This is a genomic window from Kribbella sp. NPDC051936, from assembly GCF_040680955.1.
Lineage (GTDB): Bacteria > Actinomycetota > Actinomycetes > Propionibacteriales > Kribbellaceae > Kribbella.
The window spans coordinates 681,663-694,382 of sequence record NZ_JBFAXS010000002.1; the positions used below are offsets into that span (position 1 = coordinate 681,663).

Sequence of the window (12,720 nt, forward strand, 5' to 3'; positions counted from 1 at the left end):
GGCGCGGGTTCCCGGCTACCTTGGGTGCGTGCGACTACTTGTGGTGGAGGACGAGGAAGGCCTGGTCAGCGCGCTGCGCTCGGGACTCGGCCGGGCCGGGTACGCCGTCGACGCGGCCACCACCGGCGCGGAGGCGATGGACAAACTCGCGAGCACGCCGTACGACCTGGCGATCCTGGACATCACGCTGCCGGACACCAGCGGCCTCGACCTGTGCCGCGCGGTCCGCCGCGGCGAGATCGAGGTGGCGTCGGGACGGGAGCTGCGGGTGCTGATGCTGACCGCGCGCGCCTCGCTGGCCGACCGCGTCCGCGGCCTCGACGAAGGCGCCGACGACTACCTGACCAAGCCGTTCGCGCTGGTCGAGCTGCTGGCCAGGATCCGCGCCCTGCTCCGCCGCGACGTCACCAACGGCACCACCCAGCTGCACGTCGGCGACCTCGTCCTGGACTCCTCCCGGCACCTGGCCACCCGGGCCGGGCGCGAGCTCCCGCTGACGCTGAAGGAGTTCGGCATCCTGCGATACCTGATGTCGCGCCCCGGGCACGTGATCTCGGCCGAGGAGCTGCTCGAACACGTCTGGGACGAGAACGCGGATCCTTTCACCCAGACCGTCCGGGTGACCGTCGGCACCCTGCGCCGCAAACTCGCGCGCGAGGGCGAGGAACCGATCCTCGAGACCGTCATCGGGCGTGGCTACCGCCTCAGGGGTGACACATGAAGCTCCCGCTCTGGGCGCAGACGATCCGGTTCCGCCTGACCCTGACCTATTCCGCCGTGCTGATCGCCCTGTCCGCGCTGCTGCTCGGCGGCGTGTACCTCGCGCTGTCGCAGATCCTCGAGCCCAAGCCGCTGGACTCGATCGAGGTCCAGAAGTACTACAAGGACGCGCACGGCGAGTTCCACCTCAAGCCCGGCCAGGTGATCCAGGCCGCCGAGCTGTCGAGTGTGCAGTCCGCGGTCAACTACCAGACGCTGCAAACCCTGCGGAACTACTCCGCGGCCGGCATCGGCGCGCTGTTCCTGGTCAGTCTCGGCACCGGCTGGTGGCTGTCGGGCCGGGTCCTGCGTCCGGTCCGGCGGATCACCGCCACCGCGCAGGAGATCTCCGCGACCGACCTGTCCCGCCGGATCGCCCTGCAGGGCCCGCACGACGAGCTGCGCAATCTGGCCGACACCGTCGACGGCATGCTCGGGCGGCTCGAGACGGCCTTCCTGGCCCAGCGTCAGCTCGTCGACGACGCCTCGCACGAACTGCGCAATCCGCTCGCCGTGATCCAGGCGAACGTCGATGCGGTCCTCGCGCACGACGACACCCCGCCGGACGACCGTGCGCAGGCCACCGCGATCGTCGGTCGCGCGATCCAGCGGATGACGCGGCTCGTCGAGGACCTGCTCGCCTCCGCGCGCCGGTCGTCACCGGCGTTCGTCGACGCCGACGTGGACCTCGCCACGATCGCGGGCGAGGCCGCCGAGGAGTACGAACTGCTCGCCGCCGACCGCGAGCTCCGCGTCGTACGGCGGCTCGCGCCCGGCCCGGTCGCCGCCGGGGACGCGTCGGCGCTGCGCCGGGCGGTCGACAACCTGCTCTCGAACGCGGTCCGGCTGGCGCGCGGCGGCAGCGAGCTGGTGCTCGCGGTCGGAAGCCGCAACGGCTGGGCGTGGATCGCGGTCCGCGACGAGGGCCCGGGAATCGCGGCCGACGACGCCGACCGGGTGTTCGACCGGTTCTACCGCGCCGGCCAGCAACAGTCGCCCGCGACGGTGCCGTCGACCGGCCAGCGGCGGGCCGGTCTCGGGCTCGCGATCGTCCGCCAGATCGCCGAGTCCCACGGCGGCACCGTCACGCTGCACTCCGAGCTCGGCGTCGGCAGCACCTTCGTCATCTGGCTCCCCGAACGGTCCCTCACCAACACCACCCGCCGCTCCCCCACGCCGCCGGCCGACGACCCGCTCGGCCCCCGCCGCTGAACCTCGGCGCCCCGCGCCCGGCCGACCCTACGACGCATGCGAAACCGGGCGCTGGGCACAAGAAGCTCGTGGCGCACCGTGAACGCTCTGTTTCCGGATCGTGGATCCCGCCGATGCTCGCGACGCTGACCGGTGAGCGGTTCTCCGACGCCGAGTGGATCTACGAGCGAAAGCTCGACGGCGTCCGGTGCCTCGTCCATCGGACGGGCGGCAGGGTGTCGTTGTACTCGCGGAACCGGCACGAGCTGAACAACAGCTACCCGGAGCTGGTGGACGCTCTCGCGGCGCAGAAGGGCGACTTCGTCCTCGACGGCGAGATCGTCGCGTTCGCGGGCCACGCCACGAGTTTCGCGCGGCTGCAGCGACGGATGCAGGTCAGCAACCCGGACAAGGCTCGCCACAGCACCGTCAGGGTGTACCTCTACCTCTTCGACGTCCTCCGTCACGACGGCCGCGATCTGACCGGGGTCGAACTCCGGCAGCGCAAAGCCGCGCTTCGGGAGCTTGTTTCGTACGCCGACCCGCTCCGCTACACCGCGCATCGCAACCGCGACGGCGTCGCCTACTGGGAACACGCGTGCCGCCAAGGCTGGGAAGGCGTGATCGCCAAACGGGCGGACTCGGCGTACACCTCCGGCCGGTCCAAGGACTGGCTGAAGTTCAAGTGCGTCACCGCGCAGGAGTTCGTGATCGGCGGCTTCACCGATCCCCAGGGCAGCCGGTCCGGGTTCGGCGCGCTGCTCGTCGGCTACTACGAGGGCGACGAGCTCCGGTACGCCGGAAAGGTCGGCACCGGCTACGACCGGCGCACGCTCGACGAGCTCGCCCGCAAGCTCCGCACCTTGGAGCGGGACGAGCCGCCCTTTGCCGACGGCAAGCTTCCCCGGCGGCGGGTGCACTGGGTCAAACCCCAGCTGGTCGGCCAGATCGTCTTCTCCGAATGGACCCGCGACGGCCTGCTCCGGCACCCCCGGTTCCAGGGCCTCCGCCTCGACAAGTCCGCCCCCGACGTCATCCGGGAGCGTCCGCAATGAGGACCAGCCGCCGGACCGTCACCTAGCGGTAGTTCGCCGGCGTGCTGGTTCTCGAGCGTGAGACGTGCGCCCGTACGGAACGGCATCGGGAAGTAGCAGTTCATCCCACCCGTCGGCGCGACGACGATCGGGGCGGAGGTGACCAGTGCGGTCGGGAACCGTCAGCAGGAGCTTCCTCTCAGGACGGCTATTTGGCGGCTCCCGATCACTTGCCGGATCGCGGCAGGAACGACTCGGTGACCTGGGGTTTCGGGAGGTTGCCGTGGAGTGCGCGGTAGAACGGGTGGGCGGGGGTGAGGTCGGTCCGGTGGATCGGCCCGCCGGTGATCGACGACGCGTAGAGGGCCGTGACGAACTCCATCGTCGGCCGGGTGCTCGCCAGCGTGGTCTCGTGGGTGCGACCGCTCAGCAGATCGTCGACCAGCCGGGTGATCTGGGCGTCGTGATTGCTCGGCACGTCCTCGCCGGCCGACGCGGCCCAGGGGTCGGCCGCGGCCCCGGACTCCGCCGTACCGACGAGCAGGCCGTCTGCTTGCCGGACACCGGGATCGAGGCCGAGCGTGGCTGCCTTGGCCGCATCAGGTGCCGGATGGAACGTCCAGTCCCGGTCGGAGTAGCCGTAGACGTGGTTCACCTCGAGCGTTCCACCGGACGTGTCGATCCGGATCCGGCTCAGCTCCCGGGGCGACAGCAGGCTGTTCACCACGGTCGCGACCGCGCCGCTCTCGAAGGTCACCGAGGCCGTCGAGACGTCCTCGAACTCGACCGGCCGCTCCAGCCGGACCGCGGACGCGGTGATCGTCCGCCACGGTCCGAGCAGATGCAGCAGCAGGTCGATCTGGTGGATACCGTGACCGAGGGTCGGTCCGCCGCCCTCGCCGACCCAGGTGCCGCGCCACTCCGGATCGAAGTAGCTGCGCGGCCGGAACCACAGCGTCTCGCAGACCGCGACCAGCGGACGGCCGAGCGCGCCGCGGCCCAGCAGGTCCGCGGCCCGGACGGCCCCGGACCCGTGCCGGTGCTGGAACACCACCCAGACCGATCCCTCGCTCGCCTCCTCGGCCCGCGCGACCTCGTCCAGCTCGGCCAGGCTCAGCACCGGCGGCTTCTCCAGGAGCACCGAGCTGCCGGCCGCCAGGACCTCGATCGCGATCTCGGCGTGGCTGCCGGGCGGCGTCGTCACCGAGACCAGGTCGGGATCCTCCGCCGCCAGCAACTCCGTCACGCTCGCGTACGGCGTCGCGCCGTACTTCTCCGCCGCCGCCTGCGCCTTGGCCTCGACGACGTCGGCGACCCCGACCAGATCGGCCCGGCCCGTCTTCGCGTACGCCTCGGCGTGCCGGTGGCTGATGTTGCCGCAGCCGACGATCGCGACCTTCATCGGGCCGCTCCGCGGACGGTCGCGTTCTGCTGCGCCGTCAGGGCCAGCCGCATCGTCTCGAACGTGTGCTCCTGCGGCGCGGCCGTCGTGGTCCGGTCCCGTACGTCGCGCAGCAGGTCCGGGAAGTAGGTCAGCTCGACGTCCGAGCAGTCGATGTAATGCGTGCCCTTGTTGTCCACCAGGAACAGGTGGTTGCCGCCCGGGCGGCCTTCCAGGTCGACGTACTTGCGCATCTCGATGTAGCCCTCGGTGCCGAGCACCGTCAGCCGGCCGTCGCCCCAGGTCGGCAGGCCGTCCGGGGTGTACCAGTCGACGCGGATGTAGCCCTGGGCGTTGTCGCTGCGCAGCAGGATCTCGCCGAAGTCCTGCAGCCCCGGCTCGTCGGGGTTGGCGAAGTTCCCGACCGAGCTGGTCACCACCTCGCCGGTCCGCGCACCGGTGAACCAGAGGAACTGGTCGATCTGGTGCGAGGCGATGTCGGTCAGGATGCCCCCGTAGCGGGCCTTGTCGTAGAACCAGTCCGGGCGGCCGCCGCCACCGGCCAGATGGCCGCGGTCGCCGATCCGGTGCGGGCCGACGCCGAGCGTTTGCACCACGGTGCCGATCCGGCCCTCGCGGACCAGCTCGCCGGCCTTGACGACGCACGCGACCTCGAACCGCTCGGAGAACGTCACCGACCAGAACCGGCCGCTCTGGGCGACGGCCTTCTCGACCTCTTCGAGCTGCTCGAGGGTGACGCACCCGGGTTTGTCCGCGACCACGTCCTTGCCGGCCCGCAACGCCGCGACCGCGATCGGCCCGCGCCGGTCCGGTACGGCGGCGGTCACGATCAGGTCGATCCCGTCGGCGGCGATCAGCTCGTCCGGGTCGTCGACGAACGGTACGTCGGGGTACCGCTCGCGGACCGAGACCGCGACCGCCGCCGACGGGTCGTCGGTGGCCATCCCGGCGAACGTCGCACCGGCTTTGATCAGGCCGGCGACCTGGCCGAAGATGTGCGCGTGGTCGAGTCCGACGGCGGCGAAGCGGATGGCTTGGCTGGAGTTCAAGGGTGTTCCTTCCGATGTCGGCCGACGACGCCCGGGTCGTGGTCCGGCCAGGTGTCCCAGTTCGGCAGGGCAGGTAGCTGGAGCTGGACGGAGTGCGTCCCGCTGGTGAGGGTCATGGTCTGTGTGGTGCCGACGCCGTCGGCGGCGCCAGGCGGACGTCCTGAAGGGCCGGCAGACGGCCGGCCGTGTTGGTTTTGCGGAGTTCTGCGTCCGCTGTGAGGATCCCTCGCTGCAGCAACTGCATCGCGTCCGAGGTTACCTCGCCGGCCTTCCGCAGGTCGCGGACAGTCTCAACCCGTGAGTGCCCCTGCGGGACCGCAACAGATCGGCCGCGCTCCCCGACCGCGACGCGGACCGGCCGTGCAGTCGGGTTCTCATGGCAGCTCAGCGTGAGGCCTTCAGAGCCTGGGCGAGTTCCTCGGCGATCTTGTCGCCGCCGTCGCTCTTCCACTTCTTCACTGCCGTGGCCCACGCCGACACGGGCTTGCGGCCTTGCACGATGTCGTCGGTGACCTGGTTGATCGCGTCGTTGAGCTGCTTGTTCTTGCGGTTGCTGGTTTCGGAGTACACGCCGGCCGCCGGGTTGGCGAGTGCCGTCGGGCACACGGACTTCATCGCGTTGAACTGGTTCTCGGCACTGCCTTCCTTGCCGGGCAGGAAGATCGTCCAGGGCGCGTCGGCCTGGTACATCAGGCCGAGCTGGGTCTCGCTGAAGCCCTTCGCGTTCAGCACCGGGCTGCCGTTCTGCATCGTGTGGTGCACCCCGGCCAGACCGAACTTGCGGAACAGGTACTCCTGCGTGCCGAACGGCGCCGCCAGGAAGTTCAGGTAGGCCAGCAACGTCTCGACCCGGCCCTCGGCCTTCTTGCTGATCGCGGTGACACCGATCGCCGGCGCGCCCAGCCAGGTCTTGCCCTGCCCGGAACCGTCGTGCTTCGGCGGCGCGATGATCGCGATCTCGGCCTTCGGGTCGGTCATCATCTGCAGGTACGTCGGCCAGCCGCTGAACGTGTCCTGGACGAGCGGGCTGGAGCCGTTCGAGAACCGGGTCTTCAGGTCCAGGTTCTGCCCGGCGTACGCGTCCGGGTGGATGTAGCCCGACTTCCAGAGCTTCTGCAGGATGCCGAAGACCTCCTCGTGCGCAGGGTGCTCGAGGTTGCTGACCAGCTTGTCCCCGTCCTTGCTCCAGGTGTTCGGGATCTCGAACATGTTCCGGACGAACTGCGTCGGCGCGGAGGCCAGCGCGAAACGGTTCAGCTTCTTGTTCGTCAGGCCCTTGCAGAGCTCGACGAACTCGTCGGCGCTCTTCACCCCCGCCTGCAGTCCCTCGGCGGCGAGGATGTCGCCGCGGCTGTACATCACCTGGGAGCTGATCGCACCGCGCGGGATCGGGACGCCGTAGATCTTGCCGTCGAAGATGCCTGAGTTCCACGCCACCTCGGGCAGGTTCGCCAGGAACGGGTACTTCTTGATGTTGTCCCCGGACAGGTGCGGCGTCAGGTCGACCGCCTTCGCGGCCAGCATCTGCGGCGTCTGCGCGATCGCGCCGACCACGAACAGGTCGCCCAGCTGGTCGCCGGCCACCGCGGTGGCGAACTTCTTGTCGTAGTCCACCGACGGGGTCAGGTTCACCTGCACCGGCGACCCGACCCGCTTGTTGAACTCCTGCCAGAACGTGTTCTGCTCGAGCTTCGGCGGGATCGGCGTGTTCGTGTACGTCGTCACGGTGATCGGCTTGCCGTCGCCGGGCGCCGCGTTGATCGCCTGCACCGGATCAGCCGGGTACTTGTTGAACGCGTCCGGGATGTTGTACTCGGCGCCGGCCAGATCAGGCTTGACCCCGGTGTACCGCTCGTACGTCGGCCGGATCTTGGACCGCGCCGCCTCGTCGTTCCCCGCGCCCGAGGCCCCGCGGCCGTCGTTCGAGCAGCCGACCGCACCGGCCAGGCCCAGCGCCGCCCCGCCGGCGAGGACCGCCCGGCGCCCCAGCGGCCGTGCATCGTAGACACTCATGGGTGTTACCTACTTTCCAGGTCTTGTGGGTCAGCCCTTGACGGCGCCGGTGAGGACGCCCTTGGCGAAGTGCCGCTGGATGAACGGATAGACGCAGAGGACCGGGACGATCGAGATCATCAGGATCGCCATCTGGATCGAGGTCTGCGGCGGAACCGCCTCGCCCGCCAGCCCGAGGTCCTGACCGCCGAGCTCGACGCCGTTCACGACGTACGTCCGCAGCACCAGCTGCAGCGGCCACTTGCTGCTGTCGTTGAGGTAGAGCAACGCGTTGAAGAAGCTGTTCCAGTAGCCGACGCCGTAGAACAGGCCGACGACGGCGACGACCGCCTTGGACAGCGGCAGGCCGATGTGCCGGAACAGTTTCCATTCGGAGGCGCCGTCGATCCGGGCCGCGTCGATGATCTCGGCCGGCAGCCCGACGAAGAACGCCCGGACGACGATGACGTTGAAGGCACTCACGCTGACCGGCACGATCACCGCCCACAGGCTGTCGAGCAGCCCGAACTGCTGGACGACGAGGTAGGACGGGATCAGCCCCGGGTTGAACAGCAGGCTGATCAGCACGAGCAGGAGCAGCGGTCTGTTGCCGATGGTGCCGCGGCGGCTCAGCGCCCATCCGAGCGTGCAGGTCAGCACCAGCGCGAGCGCCGTGCCGACCGCCGTGACGAAACCGCTGATCAGCAGCGCCTGGGTGACCGTCCCGCCCGACAGGATCGAGCGGTACGCCGTGAAGTCCAGCCCGTGCGTCGGGAACAGGACGAATCCGCCGGCCTTGGTCACCTCCTCGGCGGGCGCGAGGCTGGTCGAGATCACGCCGATGAACGGGAACACGACGACCCCGCAGATGACCGTGAGGAAGAGCGCCTTGACGATGCGCTCGGTCAGCCCTGGCACCGGCATCCCGCCGACCATCGTCGGAGCTGGTTTGGCCTTCATCCGCGGTAGACCCCTTCCTCGCCGAAGCGGTGGGCGATCTTGTTGGCGGACAGCACCAGAGCGAGGGCGACGGCGCTCTTCACCAGGCCGACCGCGGCCGCCACTCCCCAGTTCCCGCCGAGAATGCCGTTGTTGTAGACGTAGGTGTCGAGCACTTCACTGGCATCGACGCCGACGGCCTGCTGCTGCAGGACGATCTGCTCGAAACCGACCGTCAGCGAGTCGCCGAGCTTGAGGATCAGCAGCAGGATGATGATCGGCTTCAGCCCGGGCAGCGTGACGTGCCAGGTCTGCCGCCAGCGTCCCGCGCCGTCCACCGCCGAGGCCTCGTACAGCGCACGGTCGATCTGGGACAGCACGGCGAGGAACAGGATCGTCGCCCAGCCGGTGTCCTTCCACAGCACCTGCGAGGTCAGCAGCGCCCGGAACGCCTCGACGTTCCCGATCACGTGGATCGGGTCGTACCCGTGGCCGCGCAGCCAGTTGTTGATCATCCCGGTCCCGCCCAGCACCTGCTGGAACACCGCGACCACGATCACCCAGGACATGAAGTGCGGCAGGTAGATGATCGTCTGCACGAGCTGGCGGAGCTTGTTCGACAGCAGGCTGTGCAGGACGAGCGCCACCACGATCGGCGCCGGAAACACGATCACGGTCTGGATAGCGGTCAGAATCAAGGTGTTACGGACCGCGTTGAGGAATTCCGGATCACCATTGAAAATGACGGAGAAATTCTCGAATCCGGACCACAGACTCTTCGCTGTTCCCAAAAAGGGTTGATAGTCCTGGAAGGCGATGACGTTGCCCCAGAGCGGGTAGTACTGAAACGCCAGCAGGACGAGCAGGCCCGGTATCGCCAGCAAAAGCACGGGATAGTCGCGTCTCAGCCGCGACAGCAGGGATCGTTTGCGCTCCCGGCTGCGAACCCCGGAATCCGCGTCCACGCGCACTGGATCACGCACCCGAGAAGCAGTGTCAGCTTCAGCCACAGGCACTCCTTCGATACTCGGATTAAAAAGTGATCGATCCACTTCTGAGCCGGTAGCTAACCGCAGCCCACTTTTGCTGTCAAGGCCTCGCCGCGCTATTCGGACGAGCGCTGGTGATAAGCTGCCCGGCCTGAGACGGCCTGGCACGAGGAGGGGAACGTGGCGGACCCGGCGTCCAAACGGCCGGCGACCATCCACCAGGTGGCCAGCCTGGCCGGGGTGTCGCACACGACGGTGTCGCGGTACCTCCAGGACAAGGACAGCCTGAAGCCGAAGACCAGGATCAAGGTCGAGTACGCGGTCAAGGCCCTCGACTACCGCCCCAACCTGGTCGCCCGGTCGATGCGGACCCGGCACACCAACCGGCTCGCGATCGTGCTCGCGTCGGGCGCCCACTTCCCCGGCCGGCTGCTCGCGGCGGCCTCGCGGACGGCGCACGAAGCGGGGTACCAGGTCGAGATCGTCAGCGTCGAGGGCGGATCACAGGAACGATCGGCGCGCATCGACGAGCTGGCGCGCTCCGGCCAGGTCGAGGGCATCCTGGCACTGTCCCCGATCAGCCTCAGGGGCAAGAAGTCGAACCGGGTGCCGATCGTGGTCAGCGGCTCGTACGACGACAAGCTGCACGGGCTGGCCGAGCTCGCCGACGCCACCGAGATCCGCGACATCGTCGAGTACCTGGTCTCGCTCGGGCACCGGACCTTCCTGCACGTCGCCGGCGCCCAGAACTTCGCCTCGGCCCGCAACCGCAAGAGCGTCTACCTGGAGACGATCGAAGAGCTCGGGCTGCGCTCGGTCGGCGCTGTCGACGGCGACTGGTCGGCACAGTCCGGCTTCGACGCGATCACCAGCCTGCCGGACGACTGCGGCGTGACCGCCGTCGTGGCCGCCAACGACGTCGTCGCGATGGGCGTGATCCGCGGCGCCCTGTCGCGCGGCTGGAGCGTGCCCGGCGACCTCAGCGTCTTCGGGTGGGACGACGAGGAGATCGGGCGGTTCGCCACCCCGTCGCTGTCGACCGTGGCCGTCGATCGCGAGGCGCAGGGCCGCGCGGCGATCCACCGGTTGGTCGCCGAGATCCGCGGCGAGCCGATCCCGGAGCCCACCACCCGGACCATCAACCACCTCATCTTTCGCGAGTCGACGGCCCCTCCGCCAGCAGGGGCGCCATCGTGAGGGCAAGGTGCAGGACCAGCCGATCTTCACCACGCCGCAGGTCGAAGCCGGTCACGGCTTCGATCCGCCGCAACCGGTAGTACGCCGTCTGACGGTGGATCGCCAGCTCAGCAGCCAGCTCCTGCACGTTCCCGGCCTTGTCGAGAAACACCTGAGCCGTACGCACCAGCTCGCCGCTCTCCGCGATGAGCCGTCGCGCCCGCGGATCCAGTACGGCGTCCACCAGCGCGGCATGCGGACCGCACGAAACCAGCCGCCGCACACCGAGCTCCGACCAGCGCGCCACCACACCTGACCCCGGAACCGCGGCCAGGACCTGCACGGCACGGCGTGCCTGTTCATGGCTGGTTCGCACCTGGGCCAGCCCGCGCTGCGGATCCCCCACACCGACCAGCAACCGGCTCGCGGCCTGCTCTCCCAGCCGCTGGGCATGCAGCTGCCGGAGCCGGTCGATCGCCTGCTCGATCCGCGACGCCCGGTCGACGCCGAGGTCGAGCAGCAACGTCGTGAATCCCTCGCCGGACAGCGCGATCACGTGCCGCGGCAGCGACCAGAGATTCAGCGGGATCACCTCCCGCGGTTCGCCCGGCGGCTGCTCCGCGTGCACGACCACGACCGTCGCCGTACGCCGAATCAGCCCGCGGCCGTCGAGCTCGTCCGCTGCCCGCCGCGACACCTCGTCGTCGGGCGCCAGCAGGTTCGTCAGCAGCAACGAGGCGTCGCGACCGCCACGGGCCCGCTGAGCGAGCACGGCACCCGCTTCCCGCGCGACAGCCGCAGCCGCCTCGAGCTGCTGCGCCGTACCGAGTCCGGCCTCGGGGTCGAGGAGCCAGAAGTACCCGTAGGTCACGCCGTTCCACCGCACCGGCAGGCACAGCCGGGGCAGGATTCCGAGGCTCGGCTCGGCCGGCGTCCGGACCGGGCCGGTCGCGCCGGCGATACCGAACTGCTCGAACCAGCTCCGGACCTCGGCGGTCGACCGGCGCCGCAGGATCGAACCGGCCCGGACCGCGTCGATCTCGTTGGGCTGCGTGTTGTACGCGACCAGGTTGAAGTCGCGGTCTTCGAGGACTGCCGGGGTCCCGAACACGTCCGAGATCGCACCGACCAGCTCGTCGAGGTCCATGACGGCAGTTTAGACAGCTGTATGAAGATTCGCTCCAGCTTTCTGCCAACTGGATGAGGCTTCGGGCGGGCCGGGCTCCTTACAGTGCCGTCATCTGACCTCGAAGGAGCCACCCATGCTCGGTACCGCTCTGCTCGCCGCCTCCCGGAGCCGCCGCGTCCGGGCGATGGTCACCAAGTCCCGGGTCACCCGCCGGGTCGTGACCCGCTTCATCGCCGGCGACGACGCCGACGCGGCCGTCGAGGCGACCCGCCGGCTGACCACCGGCGGTTTCGCCGTCACCCTCGACCGCCTGGGTGAGGACACCGTCGACCGTGCGCAGGCCGAGGCTGCCCGCGACGGTTACCTCCAGCTCATCGCGCTCCTCGCGGATCACGGTCTCGCGGCCGGTTCCGAGGCGTCGCTCAAGCTGTCGGCCATGGGCCAGGCGCTGCCCGGCGGCGGCGAGGAGCTGGCCGCCGACAACGCCTACGCGATCTGCGCGGCCGCGGCCGGCGCCGGTATGACGGTCACCCTCGACATGGAGGACCACACCACGGTCGACTCGACCCTCGGCATCCTCGGCGACCTCCGCAAGGACCACCCATGGGTCGGTGTCGCGCTGCAGTCCATGCTGTATCGCACCGAGGCCGACTGCCGCGACCTGGCCGGAGCGGGGTCGCGGATCCGGCTGGTCAAAGGCGCGTACGCCGAGCCGAAATCCGTCGCCCACGCCGCGAAGAGCGATGTCGACGCCGCGTACGAACGCTGCCTCGGCATCCTGATGGGCGGGCTCGGCTACCCGATGGTCGCCAGCCACGACCCGCGGATGATCGCCGCTGCCCAGCGCCTGGCGGACCAGCACGGCAAGGGATCGGACGACTTCGAGTTCCAGATGCTCTACGGCATCCGGACGAGCACCCAGGAGCAGTTGCGCTCCCAGGGCTCGCGGATGCGGATCTACGTCCCGTACGGCGACGACTGGTACGGCTACTTCATGCGCCGGCTCGCGGAACGGCCCGCCAACGTCGGGTTCCTCCTCCGTTCACTGGTGACGAAGTAG

At 69.4% G+C, this 12,720-nt stretch carries 11 protein-coding genes and 1 pseudogene; 5 read left to right on the plus strand and 7 right to left on the minus strand.

The window, feature by feature from the left end; genetic code table 11:
• Window positions 1–28: 28 nt before the first annotated feature.
• From AB0L64_RS08815 to ligD, 3 genes are all read left to right on the plus strand, one after another.
• Complete coding sequence (locus tag AB0L64_RS08815; protein ID WP_355691371.1) at window positions 29–721, plus strand: response regulator transcription factor; 693 nt, start codon at window positions 29–31, stop codon at window positions 719–721.
• Window positions 718–1,971, plus strand: coding sequence for a HAMP domain-containing sensor histidine kinase (locus tag AB0L64_RS08820; RefSeq protein ID WP_359923190.1), 1,254 nt, complete (start codon window positions 718–720; stop codon window positions 1,969–1,971). The genes AB0L64_RS08815 and AB0L64_RS08820 overlap by 4 nt, the downstream gene beginning before the upstream one ends.
• Before the next feature lie 113 nt (window positions 1,972–2,084).
• A complete protein-coding gene (gene ligD, locus AB0L64_RS08825) occupies window positions 2,085–3,005 on the plus strand; it encodes a non-homologous end-joining DNA ligase (protein ID WP_363709263.1) in 921 nt (306 codons plus the stop codon).
• Window positions 3,006–3,052: 47 nt separating this feature from the next.
• Here ligD and AB0L64_RS08830 read toward each other — a convergent pair.
• The 6 genes and pseudogenes from AB0L64_RS08830 to AB0L64_RS08855 form a co-directional block, all read right to left on the minus strand.
• Window positions 3,053–3,151: pseudogene (locus tag AB0L64_RS08830) on the minus strand (DUF2961 domain-containing protein); the annotation flags it as partial.
• A 59-nt stretch (window positions 3,152–3,210) separates the two neighbouring features.
• Window positions 3,211–4,386, minus strand: coding sequence for a Gfo/Idh/MocA family oxidoreductase (locus tag AB0L64_RS08835; protein ID WP_363709265.1), 1,176 nt, complete (start codon window positions 4,384–4,386; stop codon window positions 3,211–3,213).
• Window positions 4,383–5,435 carry a Gfo/Idh/MocA family oxidoreductase gene (locus tag AB0L64_RS08840; protein ID WP_363709267.1) on the minus strand — a complete coding sequence of 351 codons (1,053 nt, stop codon included), beginning with the start codon at window positions 5,433–5,435 and terminating at the stop codon, window positions 4,383–4,385. The genes AB0L64_RS08835 and AB0L64_RS08840 overlap by 4 nt, the downstream gene beginning before the upstream one ends.
• 384 nt (window positions 5,436–5,819) lie before the next feature.
• The gene (locus AB0L64_RS08845) at window positions 5,820–7,448 is read right to left on the minus strand and encodes a hypothetical protein (RefSeq protein ID WP_363709269.1); all 1,629 of its coding nucleotides are present in this window, start codon (window positions 7,446–7,448) and stop codon (window positions 5,820–5,822) included.
• A gap of 30 nt (window positions 7,449–7,478) precedes the next feature.
• Entirely contained in the window at window positions 7,479–8,387 is a 909-nt protein-coding gene (locus tag AB0L64_RS08850) for a carbohydrate ABC transporter permease (RefSeq protein WP_363709270.1), read from the minus strand.
• Window positions 8,384–9,064 (minus strand): ABC transporter permease subunit, encoded by a 681-nt coding sequence (locus AB0L64_RS08855; RefSeq protein ID WP_363709272.1) that lies wholly within the window; start codon window positions 9,062–9,064, stop codon window positions 8,384–8,386. The genes AB0L64_RS08850 and AB0L64_RS08855 overlap by 4 nt, the downstream gene beginning before the upstream one ends.
• Window positions 9,065–9,535: 471 nt before the next feature.
• On the opposite strand from AB0L64_RS08855, the gene AB0L64_RS08860 reads away from it, so the two are divergent.
• On the plus strand, window positions 9,536–10,552 hold the full coding sequence (locus AB0L64_RS08860) for a LacI family DNA-binding transcriptional regulator (RefSeq protein ID WP_363709274.1): 1,017 nt from the start codon (window positions 9,536–9,538) through the stop codon (window positions 10,550–10,552).
• Here the strand turns inward: AB0L64_RS08860 and AB0L64_RS08865 are convergent.
• Window positions 10,503–11,678, minus strand: coding sequence for a helix-turn-helix domain-containing protein (locus tag AB0L64_RS08865; RefSeq protein ID WP_363709277.1), 1,176 nt, complete (start codon window positions 11,676–11,678; stop codon window positions 10,503–10,505). The two genes, AB0L64_RS08860 and AB0L64_RS08865, sit on opposite strands and share 50 nt — an antisense overlap.
• Window positions 11,679–11,793: 115 nt before the next feature.
• Between AB0L64_RS08865 and AB0L64_RS08870 the strand changes: the two genes are divergently transcribed.
• Window positions 11,794–12,720 (plus strand): proline dehydrogenase family protein, encoded by a 927-nt coding sequence (locus AB0L64_RS08870; RefSeq protein ID WP_363709279.1) that lies wholly within the window; start codon window positions 11,794–11,796, stop codon window positions 12,718–12,720.